The organism is Cystobacter fuscus, assembly GCF_002305875.1.
GTDB classification, from domain to species: domain Bacteria; phylum Myxococcota; class Myxococcia; order Myxococcales; family Myxococcaceae; genus Cystobacter; species Cystobacter fuscus_A.
Genome location: NZ_CP022098.1, coordinates 5,551,910 through 5,568,266 on the forward strand (window position 1 = coordinate 5,551,910; position 16,357 = coordinate 5,568,266).

A 16,357-nucleotide genomic window follows, 5' to 3' on the forward strand; every position below is an offset into this window, starting at 1 on the left:
CGGGCAGCGGCATGATCGCTGACGCGATACGGGAAAGACATAGATCGTTCGTCTCACCTCTGTGTCAAGACGGGATGCCCGTGCTCTTGTTGCCTGGGTTGAAATGCAGTCCATGTGTCTCAGGTGCAGCCCGCGTGTAATCAAAGGAGCTCTTGGAGAGAGCCAGACACATCGTGATGCGCGGCTGGAGCCTGATGCTGAACGATATGAAATTCGCCATGGCCTCATACCGCGGGACCATGGTATGGAAGTGCTGTGATGGTCAGGGGGGCGCTCAGCCAGCCCAGGCTTGTTCTCTCCGAATCGAGAGCGGCGGTACACGGAGTGACGCCAGGATCCACGAGAGGATCTGGCGAGTGGAATGCCTTTGCCTAAGGAGCGGCGATATGGCGGCCTATCTGCACCCCGGGGTCTATCTCGAGGAAATTCCCAGTGGTGCAAAACCTATCGAAGGGGTTGCGACCTCATTGACTGCGTTCGTGGGTCCCGCGACCCGGGGACCGCTGGGGACTCCCGTCCTGGTGCACAGCCTGGACGATTACGAGCGCACCTATGGGGCCATCAGCAGTGAGCAGGACGCGATGGGTTTCGCGGCGCTCGCCTATTACCAGAATGGGGGCAAGGACGCGTACATCGTCCGGGTTGCCGATCCCACCGGCGCCCAGGCGGCCTTCGCCACGCTGGGCAGTGATGCGGATACGCCCGAGCCGCTGCTCACCCTGTCGGCGACGAGCGAGGGAGAGTGGGGCAACGACATCTACTTCCGGGTCACCCGGCCGACTTCCTTTTCCACCGCCGCGCCTGTCTTCACCTTGGAGGTGGGCCATCTGGAGTTGGTGGAAGGTGTCAGCGAGTTCAAGGCGGATGCCACCTTCTCCAACTTGTCCATGAACGAGAGCGCGCCCACGTATGCGCTCGGGTTGGTGGATGGGTCGGCGGGCACCGTCAAGCTCGAGTTCGTCAATGACACCACCGCCGAGGACCTGGCGGGACATGGGACCCTGGTGGGGGCCGCGATCGCGAGCCCGGTGGCGGGCGACCGGTTCTCCAGTCTTCCCGAGAAGTTGTCCCTGAGCGTCAACATCGATGGTCTGGGAGCGAAGACCCTTTCCTTTACCAAGACGTCCTTGAAACTGGGAGGGACGAACGGCGACGCGGATGCCGCGCTGGTCGCGAAGGCGGTCCAGGACGCCATCCAGCAGATCGCTCCCAGCGAGGAGCCCTTCCAGGGGGTGACGTGCACCTATGACGCGGCGACGCACCGGTTCACCCTGCGCTCGCCCGCCTCCGCCTCGTCCTCCGTGGAGATCTATGATTCGGGCGCGGGTCCGAGCCTGGCCAAGGCCATGCGGTTGGAGCCCGCCTCCACGCCCACCCGGGTGCACGGCTCGCTGCCGTTGGTTCCCGCGGCGGTGGAGCCCACCAAGCTCACCAGCGGCGCGGCCGAGCCTCCCCGCGCACAGGACTACCAGTCCGTCTTCGGAGGCCCGCTCAAGAAGATCTCCGACATCAGCGTGGTGGTGCTGCCGGACCAATCCCTGCCACCGGATGGCACGGGCAATCCGGGCATCGCGGCGGCGCTCGCCCATTGCGAGGAGATGCGCAACCGGGTGTTGATCATCGATCCTCCGCCAGGCTTCGAGTTGAAGTCGGCCCAGGAGGTGAACCAGCTCCGGCTGCCGACCTCGACCTATTCCGTCCTGTACTACCCGCGGGTGAAGGTGGCCAACCCGTTCTACAAGGCAGGGGCGACGGTGAAGGCGAGCCCCACCGTGACGGTGGCTCCCTCGGCGTTCGCCGCGGGCATGTGGTCGCGCATCGATGCGCGCCGGGGAGTATGGAAGGCGCCGGCGGGCGTGGAAACCTCGCTGCTGGGCACCGCGGGCCTCGAGTTCCAGGTGGACGACGGGGCGCAGGATCAGCTCAACCCCCTGGGCGTCAACTGCCTGCGCGTCCTGCCGAACTTCGGCGCGGTCCTCTGGGGGGCTCGCACCCTGGCGACCCGGGCGGATCCCGAGTGGCGGTACGTGTCCGTGCGCCGCACGGCCATCATGATCGAGCAGAGTGTCTACAACGGCATCCAGTGGGCCGTGTTCGAGCCCAATGATCACCGGCTGTGGTCCGCGCTGCGCACCAACATCGGCTCCTTCATGGATGGGCTGTTCCGCGCCGGCGCCTTCCAGGGCGACAAGGCCTCCGATGCCTACTTCGTGCGCTGCGGCCTGGGTGACACCATGACCCAGGGGGACATCGACCGGGGCCAGGTCATCGCCGTGGTGGGCTTCGCGCCCCTGAAGGCCGCCGAGTTCGTCATCATCCGCATCCAGCAGAAGCTCCAGCAATAGGCCACCCGAGGTGAGACATGGCTGCTCCGCTGTTCACGGTGAACACGCACCGTCATGATCCGTACCGGACGTTCAAGTTCCAGTTGCTCATCGATGGCAAGCCGGTGGCCGGGCTGAAGAAGGTGGGAGCCCTGAAGAGGAAGACGGAGGCGATCAAGTGGCGCACCGCGGGAGATCCCTCTCACGAGCGCATCCTGCCGGGCGGCACGAGCTACGAGCCGCTCGTGTTGGAGCAGGGCCTCACGCACGATCCGGTCTTCGAGAACTGGGCCAACCTGGTGAACAACGTCGAGGGTGACGCCGCGATGTCCTTGAAGAATTTTCGCAAGGATCTCGTGCTCAACGTGCTCAACCTCCAGGGCAAGGTGGCCCTGTCGTACAAGATCTTCCGCGCCTGGGTGTCCGAGTTCCAGGCACTGCCGGATCTGGACGCGGGCTCGATGAACGCGGTGGGCATCCAGACCCTCACGTTGCAGCACGAGGGCTGGCAGCGTGACACGAGCGTTCCCGAGCCGGCGGAGACCTGATGCGCTTGCCGGGAGGCCTCCTGCGGGAAGGGGAGCTGCGGCGGCAGTTCCGCTTTCGCGAGCCCGACGGGGCGCTGGAGCTGAGCATCCTGGAGGGCGCGCGGCGGCGGGAACCGTTGCCCCGCCAGGTCAGCCGTGTGCTGGTCGCGGCGCTGGAGCACCTGGGTGGCGAGCCGCCGGAGCTGGCGAAGGTGGAGGAGCTGTGCATCGCGGATCGGCAGTTCCTCATGCGGCGGCTGCGGACGTGGCTGGGCGACGAGCAGCCGTGGCACACGGTGCGCTGCACGGGGTGCCAGGAGCGCTTCGACTTCGAGCTGAACGTGGCGGAGCTGCCGGTGAAGGAGGCGGGCGCGGGTTTCCCCTTCGTGGAGGTGGAGACGGGGCAGGGGCGGGTGCGCGGGAGGGTTCCCACGGGAGCGGATCAACTGGCGTTGGCCGAGCGGGTCACGGCGGACGTCCGGGCTCTGCTGGAGCGGTGTCTGTTCCCGGCCGACGTGGCACGGCTGGAGGAAGGGGACATCGCCCTCATCGAGGAGGCCCTGGAGGCGGTGTCTCCGGGGGTGGTGACGCGGGTGGGCGCGACATGCCCGGGATGTGGGGCGACCCAGGTGGTGACGTTGGAGCCGTACTCCTGCCTGTTCATGGAGTCGACACTGCTGGAGGAGGTCCACACCCTGGCCTCCGCGTATCACTGGAGCGAGCGGGACATCCTGGCGCTCCCGCTGCATCGTCGGCGGCAGTACTTGCGTCTGGTCGAGCGGGCCACGGGTCAGGTGGCGTGACATTGGAGTCCGTACATGGGGTTCCTGTCCGATATCCTTGCTGACGCATTCCGGCGCCCGGAGTCCCGGCACACCGGCAATGCCCTGATGCGCGACGAGGGTGCGCCGGGATGGGTGGAAGACGGCTCACCGCTCTCGAGCGATGTGTCCGAGCCCCCTTTCGCGACAGCAGGCGACGTGGCCCGGGTCGTGGAGACGTTGCCCGCGGCAGACGGCGCGAGGCTGGAGCCGGTGGTGACGGACACGGCCCCGGTGGGTGCCGGGTTCCCGTCCGCCCCGACTCGAGTCCTCGAGGGGCAGGCGGAGCGCGCGCGCGTTCCGGCGGCTGCTTCGGTGGAGACCCCCACGCATGCACCGGGCGGAGCCGAGCACCGCGTCGCCGGCGTCCACGTGCCACGTCCTCCGCCCACGGTGGTTTCGTCTGGCTCCCGGGCGATGCCCGAGGTCATCGCGCAAGAGGCCCCCATCGGAGCCCCCATCGGACTCGCGGGTGAACGGGAGGTGGGGACGAGCCCCGCGCCAGCGCCCGTGCCCTCCCGGAGGGAGGCGCTCGAGCCCTTGCCCGCGCCTCGCGAGACGCGCGGGCCGGTGCACCCCAGGATTCTCGGGGACGCCGTGGCGGAGCTCACCGTCTCCTCGGGGGGAGGGGAGGCACCTCGAGAAGCTCGTGGCGCGCCCTCATCGCGAGCGGCGCAGGACGTTTCTTCCCGGCAGGCGCGGGGGCCGTCCATGTCTTCGTGGGCGGGCGCCGGCCAGGATTCCGGCGATGTCGGGAGCAAGGTTTCTACCCCGGACGCACCCCGGGCGGTCGCGCCCACCTCTTCCGAGGGCGTCCGGACGGAGCGTGGGGCGACGTCGAAGCGCGCGCAAGTGCCCGGACCTCCGGCCCTCCCGGAGCGCGCGCCGGTCCTTCCTCCCCGGAGCGAGCCGCCGGCGCCCCGCGTCCATATCGGCGAGGTCCATGTGACCATCACCGCGCCCGCACTGGCGCCCAGGCCGGCGGCGCCCGCCGCTTCCCCGAGCCTGCTCAGCCGCCACTACCTCCGGAGCACCTGAGATGGCGCTGCCCGAATCCTCGGTGTCCGTGGCCTGTCGCTCGGTGGCGGAGTTCGTCCGGGAGAGCTTCCGCGCGCAGGGTTTCACCCCTCGGGTGCTCATTGGCACCCCCGCCGAGGCCGTCACGGACGCATCCAGCTCCGAGCACCGGATCAACCTGTTCTTCCACCGCTTCGAGCCGTCCCTGGTCGGGCCGGACGTGCTGCCCGGACAGTCCTGGTACATCCGGGTCCATTGCCTGGTGACGGCGTTCGCCGTCGTCGAGGACTCGGTGAGCGCGGGCGAGAACGATCTGCGCCTGCTCGGCGAGGTCATCCGCTTCTTCCACGAGAAGCCCCTCATGGACGCGGTGGATGATCAGGGCGAGGTCATCCGCATCCAGGTGCTCTTCCAACCGCTCAGCCTGGACGACATCAACCGGCTGTGGTCCACCCAGAAGGACGTCACCTATCGGCCTTCCGTGGCCTATGAGCTGGCGCTCGTCCCGGTGGTGCCCCGGACGCGCGCCGTCGAGGGGCCCCGGGTGGGCTCCGTCGTCACGCGGGTGCGCACGCGCGGTGGGCCGGGTGGGCCCGGGCGCGAGTGGACACCGCCCGTTGCGTTCCTGCGCGTGGACGTGGAGCGGGAGGATTGGGCCCCGGAGATCTGCCTCGTGCGCGACGGCGAATGTCTGCGGAGCATCGCCTTCGAGGTGGGCAGCCCGGAACTCGTGAGCTTCCAACCCGAGGTGCTGGTGGTCGGCGAGCCGGGGACCTCCGTGCGCCTGCGCTGGGATGTGTGGGATCGGCAGCAGGGGTGGCGGACGGTGGATTCGGGAGTCGACGTGAGCGTGGCGATCCATGAGGCGGATCCCCGGCAGCTACCGGCCAGCTCCCGGGCGCAAGTCGCCCTGCCATTCACCACCCAGCCCGGTCAGGCCGTGCTCTACGCCGTCCGCCGCTACCGGCGCGTGGCGGATGGGCCCCAGGGCGCCGAGCTCGAGGTGCGCGGCAACCCCCTCCTGGTGACGCTCCACGGGGGTGCGCCATGAGTGGCGAGCCACTGCGCGCCGAGTGGGAGCGCGTGGAGTTGCTCGGACAGTGCCTCGTGCGGCTCCGGGCGGGCGGGCCGTTGGAGGACACCCTGCTGGAACCGCTGCGGACCGCCCAGGCGGGAGTGCGGCGGGGTCGGGAGGAGGAGGACTCGGCCTGGAAGCGGCTGCGCGCGGCCGCGCTCTCCGCGCTCGAGTACGACGTGCTGGCCTGCGTGATCGCGCCGGAGGTGGAGCCCAAGGTCGGCTGGTTGTTCCAGCAGCTCCAGCCGGGCGCGGCCCAGCCCTCCTATCCGAGCGCGGCGCTCCTCCAGGAACTCCTCGCGCTGCGGCACGAGGAGGGCCAGCGGTTGATGGTGGCACTGGCGGAAGACGCGCCGCTGCGGCGCCTGGGGTTGATCGAGCGCGAGGAGCCAGGAGCGTACGCCGCCATCCGTCCCGGGCGGGGAGTCGCCGCGCGCCTGCTGGGCGCACCCGAGCCGCCACTCGTCATCCCCGGGGCGCTGCGAGTTGCCGGCACCGCCCGCTGGGAGGAGCTCATCCTGCCTCCCTCGCGGCTGGAGCTGTTGCGCGAGTTCCTCCTGTGGATCCGCCATCGCCAGGTGGTGGTGGAGCAGTGGGGAGGCCGCGCCGTGGGCGGCCCGGTGGCGCTGTTCGCGGGGACGTCGGGCACGGGCAAGACGTTCGCCGCGTCCGTGCTGGCCACGGAGCTGGGTTGGCCACTGTACCGGGTGGACCTGGGCGCGCTCGTCAGCAAGTACATCGGCGAGACGGAGAAGAACCTCAACCGTCTCTTCGGGGCCGCGCATGGTCGCGAGGTCATCCTCCTCTTCGACGAGGCGGACAGCCTCTTCGGCAAGCGCGGCGAGGTGCGGGAGGCGCGCGACCGCTACGCCAACCTCGAGGTGAGCCACCTGCTCGCGCGCATCGAGCAGCACGAGGGGCCCTGCATCCTCACCACCAACCTCAAGGGGCACCTGGATCCGGCCTTCACCCGCCGCTTCCAACTGGTGGTGGAGTTTCCCCGGCCCGATGCCCAGGCACAGGCCCGGCTGTGGCGGGGCCAGCTCCCTCCCCGGGCTCCCCTGGAGCCCGACGTGGATCCCCAGTTGCTCGGTACCGCGGTGAGCCTGTCGGGAGGTGGCATCCGCAACGCGGCGCTGCACGCGGCCTACCTGGCCGCCGGGACCGGAGGGCCCATCGGGCTGCGGCACCTCGCGCTCGCCATCTGGCGCGAGCTGGGCAAGGACGGGCGGGACGTCTCCCTCGCGGAGCTGGGCCCGCTGCGCCGCTACCTCCCGGAGGCTGTCCCATGTTGAGCATCGACACGCTGCACCTGCGGCTGCCCGCCGGGTTCGAGCACCGGGCCTCCTCCATCGTCCACCTGCTCGGGCGCGAGCTGTCACGCGCCCCCGTCCAGGCCGAGCTCTCGCTGCCGCTCGCACGGCTGTCCCTGCAGCTCGATCCGGGCCTGTCGGATGGGGAGATCGCCCGGCGGATCGCCACGGCGCTGCTGGCCACGGTGGAGGGCACGCGATGAACCCGGGGCAAACCATGCGAGGAGCTCACCCATGCTGAGGGTCACCCGAGGGGCGCTGGTGGAGTACGGGCTGTCCGTTCCACCGCTGGCCCTGGTGTTCGACTTCAACCCGAGTACCCTCTCCCGGACGCGCACCCTCACCGTGAACACGGGGGGCACGCCGGGCCTCCGGGGAGGCTATGACTTCGCCCTGCCCACGGAGACCCCGCGCGTGGCCCAGGGCGTCACCGTCCAGCCCGAGTCCTTCACGCTGGAGATCCTCCTGGACGCGACGGATCGCATGCACGAGGGCGAGGCCGTGGCCAGCTCCCTGGGCATCCAGCCCGAGCTGGACACGCTCCGCTCGATGATCGAGCCCAAGTCCCAGGGGCCGGGCGGCCTGCAACTCCTCGCGAGCCTCGGGCTGGGCACCGAGCGCGCCTTCCGCCGGGATCAGTTCGCCTCCGTCCTGCTCTTCGTCTGGGGCGGACAGGTGCTGCCGGTGTTCCTCACCTCGGTGCGCGTGGAGGAGAAGGACTTCCTGCCCTCGCTCATCCCGTACCGGGCCACGGCCTCGCTCACGCTGCAGGTCATCGAGGGCAACAACCCGTTCTACCTGCGGGAGAAGGCGCGCCAGCTCGTGGGCGCCGCGGTGGGTGTCGGCCGGTTGTCGGCCGACGTGCTCAAGGGGGTGTTCTGATGTTCCTGCGAGGCTCGCGTTACGACAAGGCCCGTGCCTTCGCGCCGGATCCGGTGCTCGGCGAGGTCTTCCGCGGCGTCCGGCCGCGCGCCATCGGGCCCGCCACCGGCGTGCTCGAGCACATGGTGCGCTCGGGGGACCGGTTGGATCTGCTCGCCCGGCACTACTACAACGATCCGCGCCTGTGGTGGCGCATCGTGGACGCCAACCCGGCCTTCCTCTATGGCGGCGATCTCACGCTCGAGCGCAACGTGGGCGAGATCATCCTCATTCCCCGGGCGGGGGAGTAGCCCATGCTGGACGACCTGTTCTCCGACCGCTTCCGCGCCCCCGCCGAGTGCAACATCCGGGTGCGCGGTCGTCCCATCACCGAGCTCTACCCCTTTCTCGGTGAGGTGCGGGTGGAGTGCAGCCGGGAACAGGCGGGTGTGGCCACGCTCGTTTTCGAGACGCGGCGCGACGAGCACGGGCGCTGGGTGGTGCAGGACGCCGAGGTGCTCGTCCCCTGGGAGCCGCTGAGCATCGAGGCCGTGTTCGGTCACCGGACGGAGGAGGTCTTCCGCGGCTTCGTGCGCCAGGTGCGCGCCGACTACCCCGAGAACACCGCGAGCGCCCGGGTGACGGTGGAGTGCCAGGACGAGTCCCTCGCGCTCGATCGCGAGCACGTGCGCCGGGTCTGGGGCGCGGACGTCCCCACGCGAGATCAGCTCATCCTCCTGGAGATCGCCGGACAACATGGGCTGAGCGTGGATCCCACCAGCGGCGCGGGGATGAGCGGGCTCGTGCTGCCGCAGGACTCCACGGACATCCGCTTCCTGCGCGCGCGGGCCGAGGCCAACGGCTACGAGCTGCTCTTCCAGGGCGGGGAGATCTACTTCGGCCCCATGCGCCTGGAGGCCACGCCCCAGCCCACCCTCCGGGTGTACGCGGGGCCGGATACCCACTGCCGTTCGCTGTCGGTGACGACGGACGGGCACCAGCCCAACAAGGTGGCGGTGGACCTGGCGGCGCAGCAAGGCAGCGGCGCGCGCCGGCGGGAGCTGACACCGGATCTGCCCCTGCTCGGCTCGCGGCCCGCCGAGGGTGGACGCGAGCTGCGTGACTTCACCTGGCTGCTCACGCGCGAGGGCTCGGCGGACGAGGAGGAGCTCACCGCGCGCGCCCAGCGCCGGGCGAATGATTTCTCCATGCGCATCAAGGCCGAGGGCGAGGTGGATGGCACTGCCTATGGCCATGTGCTGCGGGTGGGCCAGCCGGTCTCGGTGGATGGGATTGGCGAGTGGCTGGGGGGCGTGTTCTACGTGGACCGCGTCTCGCATGTCTTCTCGCACGAGGGCTACCTGCAGACCATCCGCCTGCTGCGCAACGCCTATGGCGATGATCTCGGGAGTGGCGCCGTCAACGCGCTGCGGGGGCTCTTCTCGTGACGGATGAACTGCTCGTCCAGCTCACCCGGCAGGTCCGGGAGAAGTACTACGGCAAGTACCGCGGCTTCGTGGTGGACAACGAGGACCCGGAGAAGCTCGGGCGGCTGCGGGTGATGGTGCCCTCGGTGCTGGGCGAGGAGCCCTCGCCCTGGGCCCTGCCGTGCATGCCCTTCGGGGGACTCGCGGGCCAGGGCTGGTTCCTCCTGCCCGAGGTGGATGCCCAGGTGTGGGTGGAGTTCGAGGAGGGCGACGTGCGCCGGCCCATCTGGACCGGGACGTTCTGGCAGAAGTCCGCGGACGTGCCCGAGCCGGCGGCGAAGACGCCTCCCACCACGCGTCTGCTCCAGACGCCGGGGGGGCACGTGCTCCAGTTCGACGATGAGCCGGACCAGGAGCGCCTCCTGCTCCATCACCCGAGCGGGGCGGAGGTGAGCCTCGAGCCCAAGGGCTCCATCGCGCTCACGGACGCCGAGGGCGCCACGGTGGTGCTGGACGCCGAGGCGAAGACGCTGCGCATCGAGGATTCGCATGGCAACTCGGTGCAGCTCGGCTCGAGCGGCGTGCTGGTGGAGGATGCCAACGGCAATCGGATCGAGCTGGGCTCGTCCGGGGCGACGGTGTCCGCGCAGAAGGTCGTCGTCGAGGCCTCCCAGGTGATGCTCGGGGGCAGTGGCGGCGAGCCCGTCATCAAGGGCCAGAGCTTCCTGTCGCTGTTCGCCACGCACATGCACACCTCCGGGCCCCCGGGCGGCCCGACGTCCCCCCCCATTCCGCAGGGGGAGATGAGCACGCTGTCCATGAAGGTGACGACCTCGTGAGGGACGCATGAGTGACTCGTTCGATCAGCGCCAGCGCCTGGGAGACCCCCCCTGTCTGGCGTTTCCCTTCCGGGTGGGCACCCAGGGCCCGGCCATCAGCCGGCGCAACCAGCACGTGCGCGAGCAGATCGAGCAGGTGCTCTTCACCACGCCCGGGGAGCGGGTGTTCCGTCCGGACTTCGGGGGCGGCGCGCGCACCCTCGTCTTCGAGCCCAATGGCACGCCCCTGTGGGACGTGACGGGACGGCGGCTGCAGGCGGCGCTGGCCGAGGCCCTGCGGGGCGAGGTGGATCCCGGCAGCCTGGAGATGGAGGTCACCGGCAGCGGCGAGCAGATGGAGATCACCGTGCGCTACCGGCTGACCACGCTGGGCGTGTCCCAGCAGCAGACCTTCTCCGTGGGAGGCACTGGTGGCTGAGACTCCGTACTCCGAGATCGTCTTCGAGCCGGGACTGCCGGGCTGTGGCCGACGCGTGGTGCGCGGCCTGCCCAGGCCATTGCCCGACGTGGGCAACGACTTCGACTGGCAGGTGCGCGACTACGACGGCTTCCGCCTCTTCATGATGGAGGAGCTGGCGGCGCGCTTCCCCGAGCGCCAACGGTGGACGGCGGCCGACCTGGAGGTGGTGCTCGTCGAGGCGATGGCCGCGGTGTTGGATCAGCTCTCGGACATGGCGGACCGGGTGGCGGCCGAGGCCTACCTGGAGACGGCGCGCCGGCCCGAGTCCGTGCGCCGGCTGCTGCGCTTCATCGGGTACGACGCGGAGCGGATGGCGTTCGCGGCCGGGGAGATCAAGAGCAACCCGGCGGACGATGAGGCGGGTGCACGCGCCGAGTTGGAGGCAGCCTGGGCCGGCAATCCCTTCCTGATGGAGGCGGCGCGGCAGGCGGGCCCGCGCGAGCTGCACGTGCAGCATCGCATGGTCACCGTGGAGGACTACGGGCGGCTGCTGGAGGAGCACCCGCTGGTGCGTCACGCGCAGGCGTCCATCGAGTGGAGCGGTTCGTGGTCCGTGGTGCGGGTGGCGGTCATCGGCTGGAACGACCGGAGGCTCGACACGCGCGAGGGCTCGGATGCGAGCGCCACGGTGCCCCTGGAGCTGCGGCGGCGCGTGGAGCGCTTCCACATCGAGCGGGGGCTCATGCCTCCCCAGTGGACGGACGCCACCTTCCGCGCGGTGCTGGCCAGCTACGTGGAGCGCTACCGGATGATCGGCCAGGAGGTGCAGCTCGAGGACGCGGTGCCGGTGGGCATCCTGCTGGGCCTGTCCATCCGCGTGGCCCCGGACTACTTCCAGTCCGAGGTGCGCGCCGCGATCGAGCAGGCACTGGGCCGCGCTCCCGGAGGTTTCTTCGAGCCGGGCCGGCTGCGCTTCGGCGAGGACATCAACGCCAGCGATCTCATCCAGGCCCTCACGGCGCTGGAAGGCGTGGAGACGGTGTTCCTGGATCGTTTCAAGCGCGTGGGCTCGCGCTACCTGGATCAGGCGGCCTCCGGGCGCATCCTGCTCAAGGGCATCGAGATCGCCACCTGTGACAATGATCCCGCGCATCCCGAGCGGGGCGCGTACACGCTGAAGCTCCAGGGGGGGAGGCGGGGATGAGCAAGGCGACGGACATCACCCGGTGGAACCGCGCGGGACTGCGGCGGCTGCGCTACGTGGACGCCAACGCGGCCACGCTGCTCGAGGAGATCCGCATCCGCCTCGCCGAGCGGTTTCCCCAATGGCAGGCGATGCAGGTGCCCGAGTCCAAGGGGGGGGCGGGGCTGCGGGCGTCCGAGTCCGAGCAGGAGACGGAGCGTCAGGCGAGCCTGCTCGCGCGCTATCAGGCACCACGAGCCCCCGTGCCCGACTGGGGTTGGGAGATCGCCCGTGCCCTGGCCCGTGCCTCCCACGTGCTGACCGAGCACCTGGATGCCTACGCCAACGAGGCGTACCTGGGAACGGCCACGCAATGGGAGAACCTGCGGCGCCTGGTGGAGATGATCGACTACCACCCGCGGCCCTCGGCCTCCGCCTCCACGCCGCTGGTGCTCGACGCCAAACCCGGTGCGCGGGGCAGGGTGGGCCAGGGCTTCGCCGCGCGCTACTCGCCCGCGGATGGGGGCGCGCCCATCGTCTTCGAGACCCTGGATGAGCTGGACATCGACTCCCGGCTCAACGCGCTGCGCCCGTCGGGGTATGGCGTCAACCCGGCGGTGCTCGACGCGGGGACGCAGGTGTTGGAGCTGGAGGGCGCGCTCTCCGGCATCCACGTGGGCGAGCCGCTGGTGCTCGAGAGCGAGGGTGAGGCGACGCCCCGGCTCGTGGCCCATGTGGTGGAGAACGTGGTGCTGGGACTGGCCTCCACTCTCGTGACGGTGACCCCCGCGCTGGAGACGGACGCCTTCCTCCGGGGCCGCACGCGGGTGCATGTGCGGCCGCGCGAGCGGCTGGCGCCCGTGGGCCCGGTGGTGGGCACGGCGGTGACGGTGGGCCGGGTGCTCCGGCTCAAGGTGGAGCCCCAGGGGCTGCTGCCCGGGGATCTCGTCACCCTCACCGACGGGCAGACCTGGTGCTACCGGCGGGTGACGTCGATCGACGGGCGGCGGCTCGAGCTGGACGTGGCCGTGGGCCCGCTCATCCTCTCGCGGGCGACAGTGGCCCGGCCGATGCTGCTCGCGGTGGCGGTCTGGCTGAGCTCGGGGCCGATCCAGGGCAGCTCGCCCCCGGAGGTGGAGCACCGTGTCCAGGTCGTCGGGGACTGGAGCCGGCTCATCGGCCAGACGCTCGCGGATCCCCGGGCCTTCGAGGGCAAGGTGGCGGAGCGCCACGTGCGGGTGGTGGGGGCCTCGGCCGTTCCGGTGACCCCGAGCACGCAGGCGGGTCAGGGCTACACGACGCTGCAACTCAGGCAGCGGTTGGGGAGCAACGACGCCTCCCAGTTGGCCAATCCGCCGTCCTTCCTGGTGCCTCCCGTGTCGGCGGCGTGGGAGGTGGACGTGACGCTGGTGGCGGACGATCCGGACTCGCGCCTGCCAGCCTCGCTGACGGTGACGCAGCCCAAGGGACTGGCGGCGGGGGATGTCGTGGTCGCGGTGACGGGCAGTCAGGCCGCGTGGGGACGGGTGGGCTCCGTGGTGGTGGACACGGACGCGCGGCGCGCCGTGCTGTGGCCGGAGCAGGGCTGGTCGGGCCGCGGGGGCGAGGACTTCCCGGTGGCGAGCACGCGCGTGTTCGGCCAGTTCCAGCAGGTGGCCCGCCTGGTGGGGTGGAACGTGAACACGACGCCGCTCACCGGCAACGCCGTCCCGCTCGAGGTCCTGCCCGAGGCGTTGCGCTATGGCCGCCTGCTCGTGATGCGCCAGGAGGGAGGCGAGCCCCCGCGGCTCACTCGGGTGCGCGCGGTGCAGGGAGGCTCGCTCATCCTGGCCGACTCGCTGCCCGCGGGCAGCACCGTGGACAACCTGGTGCTTCACGCCAACGTCGTGGTCGCGGGACACGGCGAGCGGCGACCGGAGCGGGTGCTCGGCAGCGGCGATGCCACCCGGACGAATCAATCCTTCGTGCTGCGCGAGCGCGACCTCTCGTTCGTCCCGGACGCCACGCGCCCCTCGGGCGTGCGCGCGGACCTCGACGTGATCGTGGAGGGCCGCAAGTGGCTCCAGGTGGTGAGCCTGCGTGACTCCGGACCCACGGATCCCCACTACATGGTGCGGGTGGTGCTCGAGGGCGATCTGGCGGTGGTGTTCGGCGATGGGCGCAATGGCCGGCGGTTGCCCACGGGCACCAACAACGTGCGCGTCTCCTTCCGGGTGGGCTCGGGGCTGGTGGGCAACCTGGCCGAGGGCAGCCTGGTGAAGCCGAGTCGGCCGCATCCGCTGGTGGAGGCGGTGGGTCAGCCCCTGCGCGCCACGGGAGGCAACGACATGGAGGGCGTGGAGGCGTTGCGACGCAGCGCCCCGGCGACGGTGTTGTCATTGGAGCGCGCGGTGTCCACGAGCGACTTCGCCAGCCTCGCCGAGGGGCACAGCAGCGTCTGGCAGGCGCTGTCCTTCCTCGGGCGCAGCGGCGACTCCCGCCAGCAGCGCGTGGAGGTGGTGGTGGTCCCCGCGGACGGAGGTGGGCTCGGCTCGTTGCGGCAGACGCTCAAGGAGTACCTGCAGGCGCACGCCGTGCCGGGCGTGGAGGTGGAGGTGTCCGCCTACAAGCCCCAGCCCGTGCGGCTCGATGTGACGGTGGAGGTGGATACCCGGGCGTACAACCCGGACACGGTGGTGAAGGCGGTGCGCGAGGTGCTCGCGGAGGCGCTGTCGCTGCGCCGGCGGGAGCTGGGCCAGCCGCTCTACCTCAGTGATGTCTACAAGGTCGTCGAGGCGGTCCCGGGCGTGGAGAACTCGGTCTGCGTCATGGACGGGACGCCGGGCAAGCAGCGCCTGGATGCGTGGTCCCGGGCGCACGTCATCCACCTCGAGGCCGGAGCGTCGGGCCTCACCCTGAACTTCCAGGAGTACTCGCTGTGAGCACGGGAAACACGGGCGGCACGGGGATCGGCGCACAGCTCTACGGGCTGCTTCCGGAGGTGTACCGCAGCCGGGACAATGGCGACCTGCGCAACTACCTGGAGGCGTGCGGCGAGGTGATGGATCTCATCCGGGGCGCGCTCACACAGCGCCTGGCGGACTCGCTCCCGGATCACCCGGACAGCCAGGGGTGGGTGCTGCCGTATCTCGCCCAGTTGCTCGACGTGAAGCTCGCCTCCCCCAGCGACGCGGAGTGGCGGCAGGAGCTGGCGCAGACCGTGGCGCTGCGCCAGCGCAAGGGGACGGTGGGCGCGGTGGAGCAGATCCTGCTCACGCTCGGGCGCTTTGCCTGGGAGACCGAGGATCCGGCGCGGGAACCCGCGCTGCCCGTGTACCTCCAGGAGGGTTGGCGGCGCGTCGCGGTGACGCCGCGCATCGGTCAACCGCTCGCGTCGCCGGAAGCCGTCGGGGCCCTGCCCGTGCCGGATACGGGCAATCCCCGCCGGCGGGCGGTGCGCGCACCCGCGCTGCCGGTGGCGACGGTGGACTTCCGGTACATCTCCCGGAAGGTCTCGTTGCCTCCGTATGCGGACAAGACTCCCCGGCCCCCCCTGCAGATGAACCCGCATGGCGTCCCCCTGGCTCCGGGCCGCTTCCAGGACACGTCCCGCCGGACGCCGGATCTGCGCGCTCCTTCTCCCCGCCAGGGACACTTCCACCCCAAGCGCGTCCTGGCCTTCGTGCTGCCCCGTGTCGGGTTCTTCGCGCCGGGCTGGCAGCAGGGTGACAGCTCCAATGCGCCGGAGGATCCCTGGCGCTCCCGGCCCCGCCGCCGTCCCGGCTCGCTCCCCAGCCGCCGCTTCGAGACGGACGGCGAGCACCTCATCGAGAACCGGGTCATCGTCGAGCCGCAGGGCCTGGAGGTGGTCGCTGGCCGGCTCGTCCTGCGCAACTGTGTGGTGGTGGGGGACGTGACGCTCGACGCGGGCGACCAGGAGCATGTGCTCGAGGACTGCATCATCCAGGGCACCCTCACCCTGTCGTCGGGGCACGTGGGAATCCAGCGCTCGGCCCTCGCGCGGCTCTCGGTCCAGGTGACCCGGGTGGACGCGCCTGTTGCTCGCGTGCAGGACGGCCTGCTCATGCGGGTGCAGAGCGCCGGGTTGATCGAACTGCTGAGCGCCACCGTGATGGAGACGCTCCAGACGCGGCGATGCTGGGCGAGTGACTCGCTCTTCGCCGGGACGGTGGCGCTCACGGAGGACCCCACCGAGCCCGTGAACTGCTTCCGCTATTGCCGCCTGCCCCCGGCCTCGCTCCAGGCGCTCATCGACGGAGACGAAGCCTCCGAATGCTTCGACGATCCTCCGGTGTTCCGCTCCACGGTCTTCGGAACGCCCGGCGCGGGGGTGCTCCTTCCGGCCAGTGGCCCCCGGCTGCTCGATGGCGCGGAGGACGGCGGCGAGCTGGGCGCCCACCATCACCTGCGCTACGCCCTGCGTGATCAGGCGGTGGTCGCCAAGGTGCGCGAGTCCCTTCCCACGGGCCTGGACATCGTCCTCGTCTCGGATGAGTCATTGGGCCAGCCCCTGCCCGCCGTTTCCCTTCCCTCACCCTGATTCCTGTCTTCCATTTCCAGGGACACCTCG

At 70.5% G+C, this 16,357-nt stretch carries 15 protein-coding genes; all 15 read left to right on the top strand.

The window, feature by feature from the left end; translation table 11 throughout:
• Positions 1 to 467: 467 nt before the first annotated feature.
• From CYFUS_RS22600 to CYFUS_RS22670, 15 genes are read left to right on the top strand one after another with little or no spacing between them, the layout of a single operon-like run.
• Positions 468 to 2,345: a phage tail sheath family protein gene (locus tag CYFUS_RS22600; RefSeq protein WP_198316704.1), complete on the top strand. Its 1,878-nt coding sequence runs from the start codon at positions 468 to 470 to the stop codon at positions 2,343 to 2,345.
• 17 nt (positions 2,346 to 2,362) lie between these two features.
• A complete protein-coding gene (locus tag CYFUS_RS22605; protein ID WP_095987114.1) occupies positions 2,363 to 2,872 on the top strand; it encodes a phage tail protein in 510 nt (169 codons plus the stop codon).
• Complete coding sequence (locus CYFUS_RS22610) at positions 2,872 to 3,654, top strand: hypothetical protein (RefSeq protein WP_095987115.1); 783 nt, start codon at positions 2,872 to 2,874, stop codon at positions 3,652 to 3,654. Before CYFUS_RS22605 ends, CYFUS_RS22610 begins: the two co-directional genes overlap by 1 nt.
• Positions 3,655 to 3,669: 15 nt before the next feature.
• Positions 3,670 to 4,710, top strand: coding sequence for a hypothetical protein (locus CYFUS_RS22615; protein ID WP_095987116.1), 1,041 nt, complete (start codon positions 3,670 to 3,672; stop codon positions 4,708 to 4,710).
• A 1-nt stretch (position 4,711) separates the two neighbouring features.
• A complete protein-coding gene (locus tag CYFUS_RS22620; protein ID WP_095987117.1) occupies positions 4,712 to 5,740 on the top strand; it encodes a Pvc16 family protein in 1,029 nt (342 codons plus the stop codon).
• A complete protein-coding gene (locus CYFUS_RS22625; RefSeq protein WP_095987118.1) occupies positions 5,737 to 7,059 on the top strand; it encodes an ATP-binding protein in 1,323 nt (440 codons plus the stop codon). The genes CYFUS_RS22620 and CYFUS_RS22625 overlap by 4 nt, the downstream gene beginning before the upstream one ends.
• A complete protein-coding gene (locus CYFUS_RS22630; RefSeq protein ID WP_095987119.1) occupies positions 7,053 to 7,280 on the top strand; it encodes a hypothetical protein in 228 nt (75 codons plus the stop codon). Before CYFUS_RS22625 ends, CYFUS_RS22630 begins: the two co-directional genes overlap by 7 nt.
• Before the next feature lie 31 nt (positions 7,281 to 7,311).
• A complete protein-coding gene (locus tag CYFUS_RS22635; RefSeq protein WP_095987120.1) occupies positions 7,312 to 7,959 on the top strand; it encodes a hypothetical protein in 648 nt (215 codons plus the stop codon).
• Positions 7,959 to 8,249, top strand: a complete 291-nt coding sequence (locus CYFUS_RS22640) for a LysM peptidoglycan-binding domain-containing protein (RefSeq protein ID WP_095987121.1) — start codon at positions 7,959 to 7,961, stop codon at positions 8,247 to 8,249. The genes CYFUS_RS22635 and CYFUS_RS22640 overlap by 1 nt, the downstream gene beginning before the upstream one ends.
• A gap of 3 nt (positions 8,250 to 8,252) precedes the next feature.
• Positions 8,253 to 9,386, top strand: coding sequence for a phage late control D family protein (locus CYFUS_RS22645; RefSeq protein ID WP_095987122.1), 1,134 nt, complete (start codon positions 8,253 to 8,255; stop codon positions 9,384 to 9,386).
• Positions 9,383 to 10,204, top strand: coding sequence for a phage baseplate assembly protein V (locus CYFUS_RS22650; protein ID WP_095987123.1), 822 nt, complete (start codon positions 9,383 to 9,385; stop codon positions 10,202 to 10,204). The genes CYFUS_RS22645 and CYFUS_RS22650 overlap by 4 nt, the downstream gene beginning before the upstream one ends.
• Before the next feature lie 7 nt (positions 10,205 to 10,211).
• Positions 10,212 to 10,622 carry a GPW/gp25 family protein gene (locus tag CYFUS_RS22655; protein WP_095987124.1) on the top strand — a complete coding sequence of 137 codons (411 nt, stop codon included), beginning with the start codon at positions 10,212 to 10,214 and terminating at the stop codon, positions 10,620 to 10,622.
• Positions 10,615 to 11,808, top strand: coding sequence for a hypothetical protein (locus CYFUS_RS22660; protein WP_095987125.1), 1,194 nt, complete (start codon positions 10,615 to 10,617; stop codon positions 11,806 to 11,808). The genes CYFUS_RS22655 and CYFUS_RS22660 overlap by 8 nt, the downstream gene beginning before the upstream one ends.
• Complete coding sequence (locus tag CYFUS_RS22665; protein ID WP_095987126.1) at positions 11,805 to 14,708, top strand: baseplate J/gp47 family protein; 2,904 nt, start codon at positions 11,805 to 11,807, stop codon at positions 14,706 to 14,708. The genes CYFUS_RS22660 and CYFUS_RS22665 overlap by 4 nt, the downstream gene beginning before the upstream one ends.
• Positions 14,705 to 16,327 carry a phage tail protein gene (locus CYFUS_RS22670; protein ID WP_095987127.1) on the top strand — a complete coding sequence of 541 codons (1,623 nt, stop codon included), beginning with the start codon at positions 14,705 to 14,707 and terminating at the stop codon, positions 16,325 to 16,327. Before CYFUS_RS22665 ends, CYFUS_RS22670 begins: the two co-directional genes overlap by 4 nt.
• The last annotated feature ends 30 nt before the right edge of the window (positions 16,328 to 16,357 follow it).